16 protein-coding genes are annotated in these 21,118 nt (G+C 63.7%); 14 read left to right on the top strand and 2 right to left on the bottom strand.

The annotated features are described in order from the left end of the window. Positions 1 to 117 precede the first annotated feature (117 nt). Positions 118 to 1,308 (bottom strand): M20 aminoacylase family protein, encoded by a 1,191-nt coding sequence (locus NCR37_RS11610; protein WP_250473125.1) that lies wholly within the window; start codon positions 1,306 to 1,308, stop codon positions 118 to 120. Between the two features lie 152 nt (positions 1,309 to 1,460). On the opposite strand from NCR37_RS11610, the gene NCR37_RS11605 reads away from it, so the two are divergent. Next, on the top strand, positions 1,461 to 3,542 hold the full coding sequence (locus tag NCR37_RS11605) for a molybdopterin-containing oxidoreductase family protein (RefSeq protein WP_250473124.1): 2,082 nt from the start codon (positions 1,461 to 1,463) through the stop codon (positions 3,540 to 3,542). A 127-nt stretch (positions 3,543 to 3,669) separates the two neighbouring features. After that, positions 3,670 to 5,343, top strand: a complete 1,674-nt coding sequence (locus NCR37_RS11600; protein WP_250473123.1) for a long-chain fatty acid--CoA ligase — start codon at positions 3,670 to 3,672, stop codon at positions 5,341 to 5,343. A gap of 136 nt (positions 5,344 to 5,479) precedes the next feature. Here the strand turns inward: NCR37_RS11600 and NCR37_RS11595 are convergent, their stop codons facing one another. Next, positions 5,480 to 6,643 (bottom strand): porin, encoded by a 1,164-nt coding sequence (locus tag NCR37_RS11595; protein ID WP_250473122.1) that lies wholly within the window; start codon positions 6,641 to 6,643, stop codon positions 5,480 to 5,482. A gap of 349 nt (positions 6,644 to 6,992) precedes the next feature. Between NCR37_RS11595 and coq7 the strand changes: the two genes are divergently transcribed. The 12 genes from coq7 (at position 6,993) to murC (ending at position 21,118) form a co-directional block, all read left to right on the top strand. Next, positions 6,993 to 7,646 carry a 2-polyprenyl-3-methyl-6-methoxy-1,4-benzoquinone monooxygenase gene (coq7, locus tag NCR37_RS11590; RefSeq protein WP_250473121.1) on the top strand — a complete coding sequence of 218 codons (654 nt, stop codon included), beginning with the start codon at positions 6,993 to 6,995 and terminating at the stop codon, positions 7,644 to 7,646. A gap of 389 nt (positions 7,647 to 8,035) precedes the next feature. Next, positions 8,036 to 8,464, top strand: a complete 429-nt coding sequence (mraZ, locus tag NCR37_RS11585) for a division/cell wall cluster transcriptional repressor MraZ (protein WP_250473120.1) — start codon at positions 8,036 to 8,038, stop codon at positions 8,462 to 8,464. Positions 8,465 to 8,480: 16 nt separating this feature from the next. Next, on the top strand, positions 8,481 to 9,434 hold the full coding sequence (gene rsmH, locus NCR37_RS11580) for a 16S rRNA (cytosine(1402)-N(4))-methyltransferase RsmH (RefSeq protein ID WP_250473119.1): 954 nt from the start codon (positions 8,481 to 8,483) through the stop codon (positions 9,432 to 9,434). Continuing rightward, positions 9,431 to 9,775, top strand: a complete 345-nt coding sequence (gene ftsL / locus NCR37_RS11575; RefSeq protein WP_250473118.1) for a cell division protein FtsL — start codon at positions 9,431 to 9,433, stop codon at positions 9,773 to 9,775. Before rsmH ends, ftsL begins: the two co-directional genes overlap by 4 nt. Beyond that, entirely contained in the window at positions 9,772 to 11,634 is a 1,863-nt protein-coding gene (locus NCR37_RS11570; protein WP_250473117.1) for a peptidoglycan D,D-transpeptidase FtsI family protein, read from the top strand. The genes ftsL and NCR37_RS11570 overlap by 4 nt, the downstream gene beginning before the upstream one ends. Beyond that, positions 11,631 to 13,172 carry a UDP-N-acetylmuramoyl-L-alanyl-D-glutamate--2,6-diaminopimelate ligase gene (locus NCR37_RS11565; protein ID WP_250473116.1) on the top strand — a complete coding sequence of 514 codons (1,542 nt, stop codon included), beginning with the start codon at positions 11,631 to 11,633 and terminating at the stop codon, positions 13,170 to 13,172. The genes NCR37_RS11570 and NCR37_RS11565 overlap by 4 nt, the downstream gene beginning before the upstream one ends. Then, complete coding sequence (locus tag NCR37_RS11560) at positions 13,169 to 14,599, top strand: UDP-N-acetylmuramoyl-tripeptide--D-alanyl-D-alanine ligase (RefSeq protein WP_250473115.1); 1,431 nt, start codon at positions 13,169 to 13,171, stop codon at positions 14,597 to 14,599. The genes NCR37_RS11565 and NCR37_RS11560 overlap by 4 nt, the downstream gene beginning before the upstream one ends. Positions 14,600 to 14,622: 23 nt before the next feature. Next, the gene (gene mraY / locus NCR37_RS11555; RefSeq protein ID WP_159837037.1) at positions 14,623 to 15,792 is read left to right on the top strand and encodes a phospho-N-acetylmuramoyl-pentapeptide-transferase; all 1,170 of its coding nucleotides are present in this window, start codon (positions 14,623 to 14,625) and stop codon (positions 15,790 to 15,792) included. A 45-nt stretch (positions 15,793 to 15,837) separates the two neighbouring features. Further along, complete coding sequence (murD, locus tag NCR37_RS11550) at positions 15,838 to 17,349, top strand: UDP-N-acetylmuramoyl-L-alanine--D-glutamate ligase (RefSeq protein WP_250473114.1); 1,512 nt, start codon at positions 15,838 to 15,840, stop codon at positions 17,347 to 17,349. After that, positions 17,346 to 18,608 (top strand): putative lipid II flippase FtsW, encoded by a 1,263-nt coding sequence (gene ftsW / locus NCR37_RS11545; RefSeq protein ID WP_250473113.1) that lies wholly within the window; start codon positions 17,346 to 17,348, stop codon positions 18,606 to 18,608. Before murD ends, ftsW begins: the two co-directional genes overlap by 4 nt. Beyond that, positions 18,605 to 19,720 carry an undecaprenyldiphospho-muramoylpentapeptide beta-N-acetylglucosaminyltransferase gene (murG, locus tag NCR37_RS11540; protein WP_250473112.1) on the top strand — a complete coding sequence of 372 codons (1,116 nt, stop codon included), beginning with the start codon at positions 18,605 to 18,607 and terminating at the stop codon, positions 19,718 to 19,720. Before ftsW ends, murG begins: the two co-directional genes overlap by 4 nt. A gap of 3 nt (positions 19,721 to 19,723) precedes the next feature. Then, a complete protein-coding gene (murC, locus tag NCR37_RS11535) occupies positions 19,724 to 21,118 on the top strand; it encodes a UDP-N-acetylmuramate--L-alanine ligase (protein WP_248320541.1) in 1,395 nt (464 codons plus the stop codon).

Raw genomic sequence — 21,118 nt, 5'->3', positions numbered from 1 at the left:
TGTGAAAGTAGGTAATCGTCAGGCTCCCCTTGCCCTAAACAAAAACCCCACCCCACAAAGGTGGGGTTTTTGCGTTTGGGGCGGCTCAAAGCGCCACGCCACTCGATTGAGCCCACATCATCGGGCTAAGGACCGCTCAGCAAGCATCACCCAATACGACGAGCCGACGGACAGTAACGCGTCGTTGAAGTCGTAGCTCGCGTTGTGCAGCATGCACGGACCCTCACCGTGCCCATGCTCGCGATGCCCCCCATCACCATTACCCAGAAACGCGTAGCAGCCGGGCTTCTCGAGCAGCATGAAGGAAAAGTCTTCAGCGCCCATCGTCGGTTCCACGGAAAAATCGACGTTCTGCTCGCCGACCACATCGGCCATTACGTCGGCCGCGAATTTCGTCTGCGCCGGATCATTGATCGTCGGCGGATAGTTTCGATGAAAGTAGACTTCGGCTTCGCAGTCGTAAGCTGCAGCGGTCGATTCAGCGATCTTCCGCATACGCGCTTCGATTAAGTCGAGCGTTTCCACGGTGAACGTACGCACCGTCCCGCCCAGCCACGCACAATCGGGCACCACGTTGACCGCATCTCCCGCATGAATCTGCGTGATCGACAACACGGCCGTATCGAGCGGCTTCTTATTGCGCGTGATGATGCTCTGCAGTGCATTGGCGATTTGAACTGCGCTGAAGATGGGATCCCGTCCGTTATGCGGCAAAGCGGCGTGCGACCCAACGCCGCGGACGGTAATTCGAAACTCATTGCTCGACGCCATGATCGGCCCTTCCGTCACGCCGAAGTGCCCTGCCGGAATGCCAGGCCAGTTGTGTATGCCGAAAACGGCGTCGACTGGAAAGCGGGTAAAAAGTCCATCGTCGATCATGGCCTTCGCGCCGGCGCCGCCTTCTTCTGCCGGTTGAAAGATGAAGACGACCGTCCCGTCGAACTTCCCGTTTTCCGCGAGATACTTGGCCGCGCCAAGTAACATGGCCGTGTGCCCGTCGTGACCGCACGCGTGCATGCGTCCGGCGTGAGTCGACTTATGGCCGAAGCTGTTGAGTTCCTGAATCGGCAAGGCGTCCATATCTGCGCGCAGCCCGATAGAGGCGCTGCCTGTCCCACGCTTCAAAACGCCAACGACGCCTGTCTTGCCCAAGCCTCGATGGACCGCGATCCCCCAGCGTTCAAGATTCTCCGCCACCAGTTTCGCAGTCCCTACCTCTTCATAGCGCAGTTCGGGATGAGCATGGATCGTTCGTCGAAGAGCCTGGATTTCATCGTGCGATGCTTCGATTTCCGGAATCAGATTCATTGAACCGCTCGCTTGTTTGAATTCGGACCAACCGTGTGATGCACCTGATTCATTCTACGCCGCCACTATTTGAGTCATCGGACGGACGGTCGCATAGCCGGCGTAATAGAATTCTGGCATCTGCCGCCCTTGTCGATTGACCGGACTTTCCGATGAACGCCCCAGCCGAGTTTGCCCGAGCCGTTTGCCCGCACGATTGCCCCGACACCTGCGCGATGCGCGTGACCGTAGAGAACGGCAAGGCAGTGAAGGTGAGTGGCGACCCGGATCATCCGCCGACGCAAGGCGTGCTCTGCACGAAGGTCACGCGATACGCCGAGCGAACGCATCACAAAGATCGCCTGCTAACGCCGCTGATTCGCGTCGGGCCGAAGGGCTCCAATCGTTTCGAACGGATCAGTTGGGACGCTGGGCTGCGAATAGCCGCCGAGCGCCTTGGTCCGATCTCGCGCCGTGCGCCGGAAGCGATCCTTCCGTACAGCTACGCTGGAACGATGGGCCTCGTCCAAGGGGAAAGCATCGCTGCGCGTTTTTTCAACGTGCTCGGCGCGTCCCGACTTGATCGCACGATTTGTGCGGCAGCCGGCGCCGCGGGGCTGCGTTATACGTATGGCGCGGGCATCGGCATGCATGTGGAGTTCTTCGAGGAAAGCGAACTGATTCTGATCTGGGGCTCGAACCCGATCGCGTCGAGCCTGCATTTCTGGACGCGCGCGCAGGAGGCGAAGCGGCGCGGCGCCAAACTAATCGCAATCGATCCGTATCGGTCGCTGACCGCCGAGAAATGTCATCAGCACATCGCGCTGCGGCCCGGCACGGATGCCGCGCTCGCGCTCGGCATGATTCACGTGCTGATCCGCGAGAATCTGGTCGATCACGAGTACATCGCAGACTACACCGTCGGTTTCGACGCACTCGCGGCGCGGGCCGCGCAGTATCCGCCGTCGCGCGTGGCGGCGATTTGCGGCATCGAGGAACAGACCGTCGTCGATCTGGCGCGTGCATTCGGCTCGACCAGGAAAGCCGCCATCCGCCTGAACTACGGCATGCAGCGCGTGCGCGGCGGTGGCAACGCGGTGCGCGCCGTCGCGTGTCTGCCGTCTCTGACGGGCGCGTGGCGCGAGGGGTCGGGCGGTCTATTGTTGTCGTCGTCGGGATGGGCGCCGGTCGACAATGCCGCGCTCGAACGCCCGGACTTGCTGCCGGGCTGGCCGCACAAGCTGCCGCGCAGCATCAATATGAATGCAATCGGGGACGCCTTGCTTCATCCGGGCGATGCCGCGTTCGGGCCGAAAATCGAAGCCCTGATTGTTTACAACTCGAACCCGGTCGCCGTTGCGCCGGACTCGGCAAAGGTCGCGGCTGGCTTCGCGCGCGAAGACTTGTTCACCATCGTGCTGGAGCACTTCCAGACCGATACCGCCGATTACGCCGACCTGATCTTTCCGGCGACCACGCAGCTCGAGCACCTCGACGTCCACAAGTCGTACGGCCACACGCACATCATGGCGAACCTGCCGGCTATACCGCCGGTGGGCGAATCTCGTCCGAACACCGATTTCTTCCGCGGCCTTGCCCGCGCGATGCATCTCACCGAGCCTGCTCTCTTCGAAACCGACGAGCAGATCGCTTCGCAAGCCTTCCGCTGGGACGACCCCACGTTAAATGGGCGCGGATGGGAAGCACTGAAGGCGTCGCGCTGGCTCGAACTCGACATCCCCGACGCGCCACTCTCGCAGGGAGGATTCCGCACGCCATCAGGAAAGTGCGAATTCTTCAGCGAACGTCTCGCGCGCGAAGGCATGGACCCGCTGCCGGATTACCTTCCGCCGTACGAGTCGGCGGAAGCGGCGCCGGAACTCGCCGCGCGCTATCCGCTGGCGATGATCTCGCCGCCCGCGCGCAACTTTCTGAACAGCAGTTTCGTGAACATCGAGAGTCTCCGCGCGACCGAGGCGGAGCCTCATCTCGACATTCACCCCGCGGACGCCGACGCACGCGGTATCGCGGACGGCGCGCAAGTGCGCATCTTCAATGATCGCGGATCGATGCAGGCGCGTGCGCGTGTCACCGATCGGGCGCGCGAAGGCGTCGTCGTCGGCCTGTCGATCTGGTGGAAGAAGTTGTCCCCCGATGGCTGCAACGCCAATCAAGTAACGAGCCAGGCTTTGACCGATCTGGGGGGATCGGCGACGTTCTACGATTGCCTGGTGGAAGTGGAGTCAGTGCGTTGAGAAGTATGGAAAGACCCGACCCGAAGTGGTCTGGAATGCGGCGTCTAACCGGATTGTCGGAACGGAAGCGAGCGGCTAGCATCCTGTTTTCGCACGACCATTCGAAAATTAAATAAGGAGACGCCGTATGGAGAAACTCTGGCTGAAATCGTATCCGGCCGGCGTACCCGCGGAGATCGACGTGTCGGCGTACCGGTCGGTCTCGCAGTTGCTCGAAGACAGCTTTCGCAACAACCGCGACCGTCGCGCCTTCGTCTGCATGGGGCAGGCGATCACCTACGGCGAGCTCGACGACATGTCGAAAAAGCTCGCTGCATGGTTGCAGCACAAGGGCTTGAAGCGTGGCGCGCGCGTCGCGCTGATGATGCCTAACGTGCTGCAATACCCGATCGCCATCGCGGCCGTGCTGCGCGCGGGCTATATCGTCGTGAACGTGAACCCGCTTTACACGCCGCGCGAGCTGGAACATCAGCTTCGCGACAGCGGCGCGGAAGCCATCGTCATTCTGGAGAATTTCGCGACCACGCTCGAAGCCGTGGTCAGGAACACGGCGATCAAGCATGTCGTCGTCGCGGCAATGGGCGACTTGATGGGCATGAAAGGCCTGCTGGTCAATTTCGTCGTCCGTAAGGTGAAGAAGATGGTGCCTGCTTTCAACCTGCCAGGCAGCATTCGCTTCAACGATGCGATCAGCGAAGGCAGCCGCCACGCGCTGGAGCCGGTCGCGCAGACACCGGACGACGTCGCGTTCCTTCAATACACCGGCGGCACCACCGGCGTGGCGAAGGGCGCGACGCTGACGCATCGAAATCTGATCGCCAATGTGCTGCAATCGGAAGTGTGGCTGGAACCGGCGCGCAGACAGCGGCCCGACATCGACCAGTTCGTGTGCGTCGTCGCGCTCCCGCTGTACCACATCTTCGCGTTGACGGTGTGCGGCATGCTCACGATCCGCACGGGCGGGCTCGGCGTGCTGATTCCGAATCCGCGCGATATCGCGGGCACCATCAAGGAACTGAAGGGCATTCCCATCAACACGTTCCCGGCGGTGAACACGCTCTATAACGCGTTGCTGAATCATCCCGACTTCTCGAAGCTGGATTTTTCCAAGCTGATCGCGGCGAACGGCGGCGGCATGGCGGTTCAGGAGGCGGTCGCAAAACGCTGGTTCGCCGTTACCGGCGTGCCTATCGTCGAAGGCTACGGTCTGTCGGAGACTTCGCCCTGCGTCACGTGCAACCCCGTGACGGCCACCGAGTACACCGGCACCATCGGCTTGCCGTTGCCGTCGACCGAAGTCTCCATTCGCGACGACGACAACAACGAAGTGCCGCTCGGCCAGGCGGGCGAGATCTGCATCAAGGGACCGCAGGTGATGGCCGGCTACTGGAATCGCCCGGACGAAACGGCGAAGGTGATGACGCCCGATGGTTTCTTCCGCTCGGGCGATGTCGGCGTGTTCGACGAACGTGGCTACGTGAAGATCGTCGATCGCAAGAAGGACATGATTCTCGTCTCGGGCTTCAACGTGTATCCGAACGAAATCGAGGACGTCGTGGCGATGCTGCCGGGCGTGTTCGAAGTCGCTGCGGTCGGCGTGAAGGATCAGAATTCGGGCGAGGCGGTGAAGCTCTTCATCGTGCGCAAGGACGACAACCTGACCGAAGCGGACGTGATTGCGTTCTGCAAGGAACGGCTGACGGGCTATAAGCGGCCGCGCATCATCGAATTCCGCAAGGACTTGCCGAAGAGCAATGTCGGCAAGATTCTTCGCCGCGAGTTGCGCGACGGTACGGTCTGAGCGGATCGCGCTTACTTCGATCGAAGCCTTCGCGTCGCAAGAAGCGAAGGCTTCTTTGATGGCGCGTTCCGGGATCATGAGACAAAAAAGGCGCCCGAAGGCGCCTTTCAACAGATCCCGCTTTATTACGAGCTTCTTAGAACTTGTGGCGGATGCCGACCAGCGCTGCGACCTGGTTCGACGTCGACGACGGCGACAGGCCGTTGATGTTGGCGACTGCGGCGCCTCGCGTCGAGTCCGTGCCCGAAGCGTGCTGATACACGCCGTCGATGTACACGTCCGTGCGCTTCGACAGGAAGTAGTCCGCGCCGAGCATGCCTTGGTGATACTTGGCATTGCCCAGGCCGTAACCCTTCGTGTAGTCGTAGGCAGCGCCGACCAGCAGAGCCGGGGTCAACTGATACTTGAAGTTGATTTCGGCGTTGTGGAATTTGCCCGTGCCGCCCGTGTAGCCAGCCGGGTTCAGACCGGTGCCTGCTTCCGTGCCGACATCCTTGAACTGCGTGTTGCTATAGGTCGCGCCCACCGTCGCCGCGCCGAACGTATACGCTGCGCCTGCCGAGATCACTTGCTGCGTATGAGCCGAAGCGTAGCCCGAATAAACGCGGCTGCCGGCCATGTTCGAACCCGTCGTGCTCGACGCCGGCGTGTTGCCGAAGAACGAGTAGTTCGGGTCCTTGACGTTCAGGTAGCCCGCGCCCAATTGCAGCGGACCTTGCGAGTAGCCGAGACCGACCGACCAGATCTGGTTGCGGTTGAACTGGCCAGCGTTGCCGCCGAGGCTATACAGACCGCCGAACGAGAAACCTGCGTAGTTGGCGCTCGTGAACTTGATCGCGTTGTTCACGCGATTCGAGTTGTTCATGTTGTCGAGATCGCCCGGGTGCGCGCCGTAGTACGTCGCCCACTGGCTGCCGACTTCGAAAGCGCCGGTGAAGTCGACTACGGAGTCATACTGGCGACCCAGCGTGACCGTGCCGAATTGCGCCGTCGACAGACCGACATACGCCTGACGGCCGAACTCCGAACCGCCTTGGCCGAGACGGCCGTTGAACACGTTGAAGCCGTTCTCCAACACGAAGAGGGCCTTCAGGCCGCCGCCCAGATCTTCCGTGCCACGCAGGCCCCAACGGCTGCCCTGCACGTTGCCGCTGCTCATTGCATACAGCTTTTGACCGGCGACATTATTGGAGTAGACGAAGCCTGCGTCGATGATGCCGTACAGCGTCACGCTGCTCTGCGCATGTGCGGCGCCAGCGAAGACGCCCAATGCTGCGAGAGCGAGAAGCGACTTTTTCATTGTGTAGATCTCCAAGGAGTGTTTTGCGACTTGTTTGGCAAGGTCACTGTTCTAGCGCCAGTGTGTTGACGGTCCCTGCCGGGGTCTTCTTTGCGAAGTGACACGTAATGTAACAAACACGACTTTTCGCACAAAGGAAAAGGGACCGCGCCCGCGGCTACGTGTGACGTTTACGCAACATGCGCTAAAATCCTGGTTTTGCAGCAGTTTTGCGAGTCGTGTTTGCCCTAATTACAAAAAATGGCGCTCGTCGACGGCCGTTTTCGCATGTCTGACCGGGCGAATAGGGATTGCTTATCGTCCCGTACGACGTTGCGCGAAACGATGACATCAACAACGAGGTGAGAACATGACGCTCGATGAAATCATTGGCGAGTTCGATCGCGGCCTACGTTCCATGACCGGAGTAAGCCGCATGTCGCGGCCTGTACCGCAATCGAACATGCCGGTTCTCGTGGAGGGCGGCATGGTCGCTGACGCGCCGCAGCTCACGGACCAGGAGAAGGCTCATTCGGCCGGTCTCATGCGCGTGAATCATGTCGGCGAAGTCTGCGCGCAGGCGCTTTATCAGGCGCAGAAGCTCGCGACTCAGTCACCGGGGTTGAAGGCCAGCTTCGAGCAGGCCGCCCGCGAAGAGGAAGATCACCTCGCATGGACGTCACAGCGTCTCAAAGACCTGGACTCGCGCCCGAGCCTTCTCAATCCGCTCTGGTATGCGGGCGCGCTCGCCATCGGTTTCGTCGCCGGGCGTTTCGGCGACCGCGCGAGCCTCGGCTTCATGGCGGAAACTGAGCGCCAGGTCGAACAGCATCTCGATGGCCACATGAAAACGCTGCCAGCTACCGACTACGCTTCTCGCGCGATTGTGGAACAAATGCGGCAGGACGAAAGCGCGCACGCAGCCGCCGCCATCGGAGCGGGTGGATCAGAAATGCCGTTCCCCGTGCGTCTCATGATGCGAGCAGCGGCGAAGGCGATGACGCGCACCGCTTATTACGTTTAGCGCCCAAGTGCGACCGCCAGCCGTTTGTATGAACAATGGAATCCGTCGAGCGCCTCCAAGCGCTCGCGGAAACCGTTACATTTCACGCGTCTGCGGCGCAGATGTTCATACTTTACGTTCGCTTCCCTCACTAGTTCTCTAATTTCAAACGATTTTCCCCTTCCTACCGGCAATAAGTCCGTTCGCTAAGTCCTTGTTCTAGCGAGTAAAAGCTCCCCGAAAAAAAGCCACGCGTCTTGACCGAGGAAATCCGTTCCTCTAAAGTGGGAGACAGTGTGAGAAAGTGGTTGTTTGTGTGATTCAGCGACTACTTTTCGGCAGTTTCAAGGCATGCGCGGCGTCTCGGTGGGCATCGACAGTCAGGCAGCGACAAACGGGGAGAAGGGCGAGTGTTCCAAGGGGCGTCGGCGCTGACGCTCGATGCGAAAGGGCGGATGTCGGTTCCGTCCCGCTATCGGGAGGCGCTGCAAGGGCAGGCAGAAGGCCGGGTGACGCTCACGAAGAGCCCGGATGGATGCCTGTTGCTGTTTCCTCGCCCGGAGTGGGAAGTCTTTCGCGCCAAGGTTGCCGCGCTTCCCATGGAAGCCATGTGGTGGCGGCGCATTTTCCTCGGTAATGCAATGGATGTCGAACTCGATACCGCCGGGCGCGTGCTGGTCTCGCCCGAGCTTCGTGCTGCCGCTGCGCTGGAGAAAGAAGTGACGCTGCTCGGCATGGGCGCTCACTTCGAATTATGGGACTCGCAGACGTACGCGGCGAAGGAAGCCGCAGCCATGGCGCAGGGCATGCCTGAAGCGCTAAAGAACTTCACTTTCTGACGCGGCGCTGAAAAACATGGCACCTGCGATGGGAAATGACTTGCAGCATCGCACGGTGCTGTTGAAGGAAGCGGTAGACGGACTGATCACGCGCGCCGACGGTATCTATATAGATGGCACCTTCGGGCGCGGCGGTCATAGCCGGGCGGTATTGCAGCGGCTGGGCGAGGCAGGGCGGCTGATCGCGTTCGACAAGGACCCGCTTGCCATCGCCACGGCGCAACAGATTCAGGATTCTCGCTTTTCGATCGTGCATGACAGCTTCGCAGCGCTGCGAAGCGCGGCGATCGAGCGCGGGATAGAGCGGGTGTCGGGCGTGTTGCTGGACCTCGGGGTGTCGTCGCCGCAGGTGGATGACCCCGAGCGCGGTTTCAGTTTCCGCGCGGAAGGTCCGCTCGACATGAGGATGGACCCGACTCGCGGCGAGTCGGCGGCCGAGTGGCTCGCGCGGGCCACGGTGCAGGAAATGACGGAGGTGATCAGAGATTATGGGGAAGAACGGTTTGCTTTTCAGATTGCAAAGGCGCTTGTTGCTCGCAGGGCAGAGTCCGACCGTCTCGGGCCTCTCGTCAGCACGCGCGAGCTTGCCGAAATCGTGGGTCACGTCGTCAAGACCCGTGAAAAGGGCAAGGACCCGGCAACTCGCACCTTTCAGGCTATACGGATTCACATCAATCAAGAGCTTGCGGAGCTGCAAGTAGTTCTTGAATCGGCACTTTCGCTGTTGGAGCAAGGGGGGCGGCTGGTCGTGATCAGCTTTCATTCGCTCGAAGACCGGATCGTCAAGCGGTTCATGCAGGCGCAATCGAGCGCGCCGGCGGTGGACCGTCGTTTGCCGATCCGCGCGGTCGATCTGCCGAGTCCGCCTCTGCGGATCGTCGGCCGCGTGTTTCCGAGCGATGCCGAAGTAGCCGACAACCCGCGCGCCCGGTCCGCGGTCATGCGTATCGCGGAGCGCATCGCGCCATGAACCGTCTCAACATTTTTCTCCTGATCGTCGTGCTCGGGTGCGCGCTGTCGGTCGTCAGCGCCACGAACAAGCAGCGGCAGGTGTTCATCGAATTGCAGCGGGCGCAGTCGCAGGAGCGCCAGCTTCAACAGGATTACGCACAGTTCCAGTATCAGCAGAGCGCATTGTCGAAGACTTCGCGCATCGAGCAGTTGGCCACTAACTCACTGAAGATGCAGCCCGTCACAACCGGCCGCACGCAATACCTGACCTACGACCCGGCGACCGCGAAGGCCGCCGACGCGCCCATGCCGCCGCCGCTGCCCGCTTCGGCGCCGTCCGCACGCGGAGTCAAACGATGAAAAGATCCGCGAAGCAGAAGGACGTCGCCTACACGCCCAACCCGATTCTCGCCGTGCGTCTGCCCATGTGGCGCTCGAAGTTCGTCGTGTTCCTGCTGTTCATGGCGTTCGTCGCGCTGGCGGCGCGCGCCTTCTGGATTCAGGGCCCCGGCAACGCTTTCTTCAAGAAGCAGGGCGAAAGCCGCTATCAGCGCACGCTGGAAATGCCCGCGACTCGCGGCCAGATCCGCGACCGCAACGGTCTCGTGCTTGCCACGAGCCTGCCCGTTAAGGCCATCTGGGCGATTCCCGAAGCCGTCCCGAACGACCTCGGCGCGGACAAACTCGCCGAACTCGCGAAGCTGCTCGACATGACGCAGAAAGACCTGCGCGCGAAATTGTCGATGGACAAGACGTTCGTCTACGTGAAGCGTCAGGTTCCGCTCGAAGTCGCGCAGAAAGTCGCGGCGCTCGACATCCCGGGCATCTATTCGCGCGGCGAATACAAGCGTTTCTATCCGGAAGGCGAAATCACCGCACACCTGATCGGCTTTACTAATATTGAAGACAAGGGCCAGGAAGGCGTCGAACTGGGTGACCAGAGCGTGCTGGCAGGCACGCCGGGCATGCGTCGCGTCATCAAGGACCGCATGGGGCATATCGTCGAGGACGTCGACGAACAGGTCGTGCCGCATAACGGCCAGGACGTCGAGCTGTCGATCGACAGCAAGATTCAGTACATCGCGTACACGGACCTGAAAGCGGCCGTCGAGAAGACGAAGGCGAAGGCCGGCGCAGCGATAGTGATCGACGTGAAGACGGGCGAAGTGCTCGCGCTCGTCAACTATCCCACCTACAACCCGAACGACCGCTCGCGCATGACCGGCGAGCAGTTGCGCAACCGCATTCTGACGGACACTTTCGAGCCGGGCTCGATCATGAAGCCGTTCACCGTTTCGCTCGCGCTCGATCTGCATCGCGTGACGCCGAACACGCTCGTCGAAACGGGCGGCGGCGTGTTCGTGCTGGACGGCGCGCGCATCACGGACGACTCCGGTTTCGGCACGCTCACCGTCGGCGGCGTGATTCAGAAGTCGAGCAATATCGGCGCGACCAAAATTGCGATGCAATTGCGGCCCGAGGAAATGTGGAACATGTACACGAGCCTCGGTCTCGGTCAGGCGCCGAAAGTCGGTTTTCCGGGCGCCGTGACCGGACGCCTGCGGCCGTGGAAGAGCTGGCGGCGCATCGAGCAGGCGACCATGTCTTATGGCTACGGCTTGTCGGCGTCGCTGTTCCAGCTGGCTCGCGCGTACACCGCCATCGCGCATGACGGCACGATTCTGCCCGTCTCGATTTTCCGCACGCCGGGGGATCAGCCGCCGGCGGGCCAGCAGGTCTTCTCGCCGACCACCGCGCGCGAGGTTCGCGCCATGCTCGAGACGGTCGTGTCGAAAAACGGCACGTCGCCAGATGCGGCGGTCCCGGGCTATCGCGTCGGCGGCAAGAGCGGCACGGCATACAAGCACGCGGGCCGCGGCTACGATCACTCGAAGTACCGCGCGTCGTTCGTCGGCATGGCGCCGATGCCGAATCCGCGCATCGTGGTGGCCGTATCGGTCGACGAACCGACGGCGGGCAGCCACTTCGGCGGACAGGTATCGGGGCCGGTGTTCTCGGGCATCGTCGGCGACACGCTGCGCGCGCTGAACGTGCCGCCGGACATGCCGGTCAAGCAAATGGTCGTGACGGACGAATCGAAATCCGCCACGCAAGCGTCCTCGCAGCCCGCGAACGCGAACGGTTCGAACAACGCGAACACGGCAAAGAAGGTCGCCGTGTCGAGCAACACGAAGACACATCCGGGAGTCGTGCGATGAGCGCGCCCCGTCAGAGCAAGATGCAGAAGGACGTTTCACATGCCGTTCAATGGCTGCGCGCGCATGCGCGGCCCGAGGCCCAGTTGCACGCCGACACGCGCTCGCTCAAAAGCGGCGACGTGTTCTTGGCGTACGCCGTCGACGGCGCGGACAACCGGCCGTATCTCGACGCGGCGCTCGGCGCGGGCGCGGGTGCCGCGCTGTATCAGCCGGAGAACTTCGCGGGCAAGCCGGACGCATCGAAGGCGCTCGCCGTTCCCGGGCTCAACGAACTCGCCGGTCCCATTGCGTCCGCGTGGTACGGCGAGCCGAGCGCGTCGATGCTCACCGTCGGCGTGACGGGCACCAACGGCAAGACCTCGTGCAGCCAGTGGATCGCGACCGCGCTGACCGCGCTCGGTCGTCCGTGCGCGATCATCGGCACGCTCGGCATCGGCATGCCGGGCAAGCTCGCGTCCACGGGCTTCACCACGCCGGATGCGCCGCAGCTTCAGCGCAGCCTCGCGCGACTGAAGGCGCAGGGCGCCGAGGCTGTCGCGATGGAAGTCTCGTCGCATGCGCTGCATCAGGGGCGCGTGAACGGCACGGACTTCGACATCGCGATCCTCACGAATCTCACGCAGGATCATCTCGACTATCACGGCACCTTTGAGGCTTACGAAGCCGCGAAAGCGCGTCTTTTCGCGTGGCCGTCGCTGAAAACAGCGATCGTCAATCGCGACGATGCCGCCGGTCAGCGCCTCATCGAATCGCTGCGCGGCAAGGTGCGGACGATTGCGTACGCCGTCGAGATGCCGGCCGATGCCCCGCCGAGCGCCGACGCCATGCTGCTCGCGAGCCGCGTGCGCGCAACCGCCACGGGCACCGCGTTTCATCTTTCGTCGGACTGGGGCGAGGCCGAAGTCGAAGTGAGCACGCTCGGCGCGTTCAACGTGAGCAATCTGCTCGCGGTGCTCGGCGTGCTGCTCGAAGTCGGCGTTCCGTTCGACGCCGCGCTCGCGCGAATCTCCAAGCTCGAATCGGTCAATGGCCGCATGGAGCGTCTCGGCGGCCGGCTGCAAAACGATGAGCCGCTCGTGGTGATCGACTACGCGCACACGCCCGACGCGCTCGAAAAAACGCTGGCCGCGCTGCGCCCCATCGCCCAGGCGCGCGGCGGCGAGCTCGTCTGCATGTTCGGCTGCGGCGGCGACCGCGACGCCACCAAGCGTCCGCTGATGGGCGAAATCGCCGAGCGTCTCGCGGATCAGGTCGTCATCACGAGCGACAATCCGCGCAGCGAAGATCCGCTTGCCATCATCGACCAGATCGCCGCCGGCATGAAACACGCCGCGAAGGCGCGGCGCATCGAGGATCGCGCGAGCGCCATTTTGCAGGCGCTGCGCTCGGCGGCGCGGGAAGATGTCGTACTGCTCGCCGGAAAAGGACACGAGGCCACGCAGGAAATCATGGGTAAAAAGCGCGCGTTCTCGGATCAGGATCACGCGCGCCTCGCGCTTGCGGCACGCGCCACGCAACAACGCGGAGGCGGCGAATGACGATGTTCATCTTGCGCGAAGCGGCCGCGCTGATTCCCGGCGCGGTCTTTCAGGGCGACGAAGCTATCGCCATCGAACGCGTCGTGACCGACAGCCGCGCCGTGCAGGCGGGCGATCTGTTCGTCGCGGTGAAGGGCGATCGCTTCGATGCGCATGACTTCCTCGATCAGGTGGCGAAGAGCGGCGCGGCCGCCGCGCTCGTCTCGCGCGATCTGCGCAATTCGGATGCCTGGCCGCTGCCAGTCATCAAGGTAAAGGACACGCGTGCGGCGCTCGGTGCGCTGGCGCACGGCTGGCGCAAGCGGTTCACCATGCCGCTCGTTGCCGTCACGGGCAGCAACGGCAAGACGACGGTCAAGGAAATGATCGCGTCGATCTTCGCGGCGGCAGTCGGCGAAGACGCGCGCCTCGCGACCGCGGGCAACTTCAACAACGACATCGGCCTGCCGCTCACGTTGTTTCGCCTGAACGCGGCGCATCGGCTGGCGGTGGTCGAGCTCGGCATGAATCACCCCGGCGAGACGGATGCGCTCGGCAAGATCGCTGCGCCGACCGTCGCTGTAGTCAACAACGCGCAGCGCGAGCATCAGGAGTTCATGGCGACGGTCGAGGCCGTCGCGCTCGAACATGCGTCCGTCATTCACGCGCTCGGCGAAACCGGCACGGCCGTGTTTCCCGCCGACGACCACTACGCGAGCATCTGGCGCGTGGCGGCCACCGGCAATCCGATCATGGATTTCGCGCTAACCGACGACGAATCGAAGGCAGCGGTCACGGGCACGGTCGACGGCGCGACGGTTCATGTCCGCACGCCGCAAGGCCGCGTCGACATCGTGCTGGCCGTGCTCGGCGAGCACAACGCGCGCAATGCGCTCGCGGCCACGGCTGCCGCGCTGGCGGCCGGCGTGTCGCTGGACGTCATCAAGCGAGGCCTCGAAGCGTTTCAGCCGGTGAAGGGCCGCTTGCAGGTGAAGCGGGCGGTGACGGGCGCGCTCGCGGGCGCGACCATCATCGACGACACGTACAACTCCAATCCCGATTCCATGCGCGCCGCCATCGACGTGCTCGCGGCGCAGGCAGCCCCGCGCGTGCTAGTGATGGGCGACATGGGCGAAGTCGGTGAAGAAGGGCCGGCGTTTCATCGCGAAGTCGGCGCGTATGCCGCCGAGCGCGGCATCGACGCGTTGTTCGCGCTCGGCGAAGCCAGCCGCGATTCGGTGAACGCATTTAGCGCGGCGGCGTCGAAGCAGACCGCCGTTCATTTCGACGACGTGACCGCGCTCATCGACGTTCTTCAGCAAGCCGGGTTCGGACCCGGCGCAACCTATCTCGCGAAAGGCTCGCGCTTCATGAAGATGGAGCGCGTGGTGGACGCCCTGACGAGCCCACAACAACCCGCGGCGGGCAATGCGCCCGCTGCACACTGACTCACAGAAAGAGAAGGACCAGCATGCTACTCGCACTCGCGCAATGGCTTCAGAATGACGCCAGCTTTATGCGCGTGTTCACCTACATTACGTTCCGCGCGGTGGGCGCCACCGCGACGGCGCTTTTGATCGGTCTCGTCTGCGGCCCGTGGGTGATCCGCAAGCTGACCGCGATGAAAGTGGGTCAGGCGGTGCGCAAGGACGGCCCGCAAACGCACCTCGTCAAGTCGGGCACGCCGACGATGGGCGGCGTGCTGATTCTCATGGGCATCGCGGTGTCCACGCTTCTCTGGGCGGATCTCACCAACCGCTTCGTGTGGATCGTGATGCTCGTCACGTTCGGCTATGGCGTGATCGGCTGGGTGGACGACTATCGCAAGGTCGTGCATAAGGACCCGCGCGGCATGTCGTCGCGCGAGAAGTATTTCTGGCAGTCGGTCATCGGCCTGTTCGCCGCCGTCTATCTCGCGTTCAGCGTATCCGAGGCCAGCAACACGCGCGTATTCGACCTCTTCATGGCGTGGGTGCGTAGCGGCCTCTCCATGGGCCTGCCCGCGCGCGCCGACCTCATGCTGCCGTTCCTCAAGTCGATCACGTATCCGCTCGGCGTGTGGGGCTTCATCGCCATGACGTACTTCGTGATCGTCGGGTCGAGCAATGCGGTGAACCTCACCGATGGCCTCGACGGGCTCGTCATCATGCCGGTCGTGCTGGTGGGCGCGTCGCTCGGCGCGTTCGCGTATGTCATGGGCAGCTCGGTCTATTCGAAGTACCTGCTCTTTCCGCACATTCCCGGCGCGGGCGAACTGCTGATCTTCTGTTCCGCGATGGGCGGCGCGGGCCTCGCATTCCTCTGGTACAACACGCACCCCGCGCAAGTCTTCATGGGCGATGTCGGCGCGCTCGCGCTCGGCGGCGCGCTCGGCACCATCGCGGTGATCGTTCGTCAGGAAATCGTGCTGTTCATCATGGGCGGCATTTTCGTGGCGGAAACGCTCTCCGTCATGCTGCAAGTGTTCTGGTTCAAGTTCACGAAGCGCCGTTACGGAGAAGGCCGGCGCTTCTTCAAGATGGCGCCGCTCCACCACCACTACGAACTGTCCGGCTGGACGGAAACGCAAGTGGTGGTGCGCTTCTGGATCATCACGTTGATGTTGTGTCTCTTCGGCTTGTCGACGCTCAAGCTGCGTTGATCGTGCACGTCTGCGGTTTCTTCGGTTTCAGGAAAGGGTAAAGCGATGTTTGGCGAGAAGTTTTCCGGTCGGCAAAGTCCGATGGTGCTCGTGCTGGGGCTCGGTGAATCCGGCCTCGCGATGGCGCGCTGGTGCGCCAGGCACGGGTGCCGGCTGCGGATCGCCGATACGCGCGAGAACCCGCCGAATCTCTCGGAACTGGTCATTCACAGCATCGACGCGGAATTCGTCGGCGGCGCTTTCACGACCGAACTACTCGATGGCGGCATCGAACTGCTTGCCATTAGCCCCGGTCTCTCGCCGCTCGCGCCGGACCTCGCGCCCCTGATCGCGGCGGCGAAGGAGCGCGGCATTCCGGTGTGGGGCGAACTGGAACTGTTCGCGCAGGCGCTCGCCGGTCTTGCCGTGAACGGTTATGAGCCGAAAGTGCTCGCCATCACCGGCACCAACGGCAAGACGACGACCACCGCGCTCACCGGACTTCTGTGCGAGCGCGCGGGCAAGCGCGTGGCGGTCGCGGGCAACATCAGCCCGGCGATGCTCGACAAGCTCGCCGAAGCCATCGATCAAACCGCGCTGCCGGACGTCTGGGTGCTCGAACTCTCCAGCTTCCAGCTCGAAACGTCGCACAGCTTCTCGCCGGATGCGGCTGCGGTGCTGAACATCACGCAGGATCATCTCGACTGGCACGGCGGCCTGGACGCCTACGCCGCCGCCAAGGGCCGCATCTTCGGTTCGCGCACGGTCCGCGTGCTGAATCGCGACGACGCCCGCACCATGGCGCTCGCCGCGAATATCGCGCAGGATCGCGTGGTGACGTTCGGGCTCGATGAGCCGTCGAAGGTCGGCGACTACGGCCTGTTGCGCGACAACGGCATCGCGTGGCTCGCGCAAGGCATCGACCGCGACGCGGCCGACGAACCCGCGCCGTCGCGCCGCCGCAAGCAGGACATCGCCGCGCCGAACGTCGTTGCGAAGCGGCTGATGCCCGCCGACGCGCTGCGCATTCGCGGCCTGCACAACGCGGCCAATGCGCTCGCTGCGCTCGCGCTCGCCCGCGCCATCGACCTGCCGCTCGCCGCGCTCTTGCACGGCTTGCGCGAGTATCGCGGCGAACCGCATCGCGTGGAGGTAATCGCGCAGATCGACGGCGTCGATTACGTGGACGACAGCAAGGGCACCAACGTCGGCGCGACGGTCGCCGCGCTCGATGGATTGGCGCAACGCGTCGTGCTGATCGCGGGCGGCGACGGCAAAGGTCAGGACTTCTCGCCGCTCGAAGCGCCGGTTGCGCGCTGGGCGCGTGCCGTGATGCTGATCGGACGCGACGCGCCGCGCATTCGCGAGACGCTCGCATCCACCGGCGTGGCGCTCGAAGATCACGCCACGCTCGAAGCCGCGACCGAGGCGGCATCGCGCATCGCCGAGGCGGGCGACGCCGTGTTGCTTTCGCCCGCGTGCGCGAGCCTCGACATGTTCAAGAACTACGCACACCGCGCTGACGTGTTTCGCGGCGCGGTCGAAGATATCGCCGCCGCGCGGGGAGTGATGCTATGAGCTGGTCGGACCGCTTCGGATCGAAAATCACCGGGCAGCGCAACGCGGTTCCGAACGATTCGCTCGCCGGGCGCTCGGGCGGCATTTCGAGCGCGGTCAACGGCGTGCGTCCCGCGCGCTCGCGCATGCTCGACTACGACCATTCGCTGCTGTGGGTGACGATCGCGTTGCTCGGGCTCGGCATCGTGATGGTGTATTCCGCGTCCATCGCCATGCCGGATTCGCCGAAGTACGCGCAGTACCGCGACTATCACTTCCTCGTGCGGCACCTCGTTTCGGTCACGACGGCGCTGGTCGGCGCGGTCATTGCGTTCAAGATTCCGGTGAAGACCTGGGACAAGCTCGCGCCGAAGCTTTTTCTGGTCGCGCTCGTGATGCTCGTCATCGTGCTGATTCCGCATATCGGCAAGGGCGTGAACGGCGCCCGCCGCTGGATTCCGCTCGGCATCACGAACATGCAGCCGTCCGAAATCATGAAGCTCGCGGTGACCATCTACGCCGCGAACTACACGGTGCGCAAGCAGGAGTTCATGCACAGCTTCGGCAAGGGCTTCTTGCCGATGGCCGTGGCCGTCGGCGCGGTCGGCGCGCTCTTGCTGCTTGAACCCGACATGGGCGCGTTCATGGTGATCGCCGCCATTGCAATGGGCGTGCTGTTCCTCGGCGGCGTGAATGGCAAGCTCTTCGGCGGTCTGGTGCTCACGGCGGTCGGCACGTTCACGATGCTCGTGTGGCTCTCGCCGTGGCGTCGCGAGCGGATCTTCGCTTATCTCGATCCGTGGGACGACCGCTACGCGCAGGGCAAGGCGTATCAGCTGACGCATTCGCTGATTGCGTTCGGGCGCGGCGAATGGTTCGGCGTGGGTCTCGGGGGCAGCGTCGAGAAGCTCAACTATCTGCCCGAAGCGCATACCGACTTCATTCTCGCGGTCATCGGCGAGGAACTGGGTTTCGTCGGCGTCATCTGCGTGATTCTGCTGTTCTACTGGATCGTGCGCCGCGCGTTCGAGATCGGCCGTCAGGCGCTGGCGCTGGATCGCACGTTCGCGGGCCTGATGGCGAAGGGCGTCGGCATCTGGTTCGGCGCGCAGACGTTCATCAACATGGGCGTGAACCTCGGTCTTCTGCCGACCAAGGGCCTGACGCTGCCGCTCGTCAGCTACGGTGGCTCGGGCATCTTGCTGAACTGCGTCGCGCTTGCGGTGCTGCTGCGCGTCGATTACGAAAATCGCGTGCTGATGCGCGGAGGCAAAGTATGAGCGCGCAGCGCCCCACGCTGATGGTCATGGCGGGCGGCACCGGCGGCCACGTGTTTCCGGGGCTCGCGGTCGCGCACTGGATGCAGGCGCGCGGCTGGCGCGTCGTCTGGCTCGGCAACGCAAGCGGCATGGAAGCGACGCTCGTCCCCAAGCACGGCATCCCGATGGAATGCGTGCGCTTCGGCGGCGTGCGCGGCAAGGGCATCAAAACGAAGCTGATGCTGCCGGTGAATCTCATGCGCGCGTGCTCGCAAAGCCTGCGCGTGCTGCGTCAGGTGAAGCCGGATGTCGTGCTCGGCATGGGCGGCTACATCACGTTTCCGGCGGGCATCATGACCAAGCTCGCGGGCTGCCCGCTCGTGCTGCACGAACAGAACTCCATCGCGGGTCTCGCGAACAAGGTGCTCGCGCATCTCGCGAAGCGCGTGCTCGTCGCGTTTCCCAATGCTCTGCCGAATGCGGAATGGACCGGCAATCCCATTCGCGCGGAACTTACGTCGACATTGCCGCCCAAAGAACGCTACGCGTCGCGCGCGGGCAAGCTGAACGTGCTCGTCGTCGGCGGAAGTCTGGGCGCGGCCGCGCTGAACGAAACGGTGCCGAAGGCGCTCGCGCTGCTTGCGCCGGAAGAACGTCCGCGCATCGTGCATCAGGCGGGCGCGAAGCATATCGAAGCATTGCAGGCGAACTACGCGGCGGCCGGTCTTTCGCGCGGCGATGACTTGCAGCTCGTGCCGTTCATCGAGGACATGGCGAGCGCGTACGCATCCGCCGATCTCGTGATTTGCCGCTCGGGCGCGATGACGGTGTCCGAGATCGCGGCGGTCGGCGTGGCGGCGCTCTTCGTGCCGTTCCCGTTCGCGGTCGACGATCACCAGACGACCAACGGCGCGTTCCTCGCGAAGAACGGCGCCGCGGAATTGATACAACAGCGCGACTTGTCGGCGGAGAAGCTCGCCGGCTGGTTGCGTGCGCAGACGCGCGACACGCTGGCGGTGATGGCCGCGCACTCACGCGCCCTGGCGAAACCGGACGCGACCGAACGGGTCGCGACCGTGTGCGCCGACGTCGCCGGCGCGCGTCTTACGCGCCAAGCTCGGGAGGCACATTAAGTCATGAAACACATCGTCAAGCACATTCACTTCGTCGGCATCGGCGGAGCAGGAATGAGCGGCATCGCGGAAGTGCTGCTGAATCTGGGCTATCAGGTCAGCGGCTCGGACCTCTCGAAAAACGCCGTCACCGAGCGGCTGAAGGCGCTGGGCGCGCGCGTCGAGATCGGCCACAACGAGCAGAACATCGAAGGCGCGAACGCCGTGGTCGTGTCGACGGCCGTGCGTCCCGACAATCCTGAAGTGCTGGCGGCGCGGCATCGGCGCGTGCCGATCGTGCCGCGCGCCGTGATGCTCGCGGAACTCATGCGGCTGAAGCAGGGCATCGCCATTGCCGGCACGCACGGCAAGACCACGACGACGTCGCTCGTCGCAAGCGTGCTGGCCGCGGGCGGGCTCGATCCGACGTTCGTCATCGGCGGGCGTCTCATCAGCGCGGGCGCGAACGCGCGGCTCGGCACGGGCGATTTCATCGTCGCCGAAGCGGACGAATCGGACGCGTCGTTCCTCAATCTCTTTCCGGTGATCGAAGTCATCACGAACATCGACGCCGATCACATGGACACCTACGGCCACGACTTCGCGCGGCTCAAGCAGGCGTTCATCGAATTCACGCACCGGCTGCCGTTCTACGGCATCGCGGTGCTCTGCGTCGACGACCCGAACGTGCGCGAGATCCTGCCGTTCGTGTCGAAGCCGATCATTCGCTATGGCATCGGCGCCGACGCGCAGGTGCGCGCGGTGAACGTGGAGGCGCGCGACGGCCGCATGCATTTCACGGCCATGCGCGAAGATGCGCCGCCGCTCGACATCGTGCTGAATCTGCCGGGCCTGCATAACGTGCAGAACGCGCTCGCGGCGATTGCAATAGCGACTGAACTCGAAGTGGCGGATGCCGATATCCAGAGGGCGCTCGCCGAATTCAACGGTGTCGGCCGGCGCTTCCAGCGTTACGGCGACGTGAAGACGAACGACAACGAAGGCGCGTACACGCTGATCGACGACTACGGGCATCACCCGGTGGAGATGGCCGCGACCATCGCGGCGGCGCGCGGCGCATTCCCGGACCGGCGTCTCGTGCTCGCGTTCCAGCCGCATCGCTACACGCGCACGCGCGACTGTTTCGAAGATTTCGTGAAGGTGCTGTCCACCGTGGATGCACTGGTTCTCACCGATGTTTATGCCGCAGGCGAAGCGCCGATCGTCGCCGCCGACGGCCGCGCGCTCGCACGGGCGATCCGCGTCGCGGGCAAGGTGGAGCCGGTATTCGTCGAAACGGTGGATGAAGTGCCGGACGCCGTGACGACGCTCGCGCGCAACGGCGACGTGGTGATCACGATGGGCGCGGGCTCCATCGGCGGTGTATGCGGACGGCTCGCGCAGAGCCAGCCGCAGTGA

It is taken from the genome of Caballeronia sp. GAFFF1 (assembly GCF_023630705.1).
In the GTDB taxonomy this organism is placed as follows: domain Bacteria; phylum Pseudomonadota; class Gammaproteobacteria; order Burkholderiales; family Burkholderiaceae; genus Caballeronia.
The sequence above is the reverse complement of the archived record's forward strand: the minus strand, read 5'-3'. Positions and strand labels throughout refer to the sequence as shown.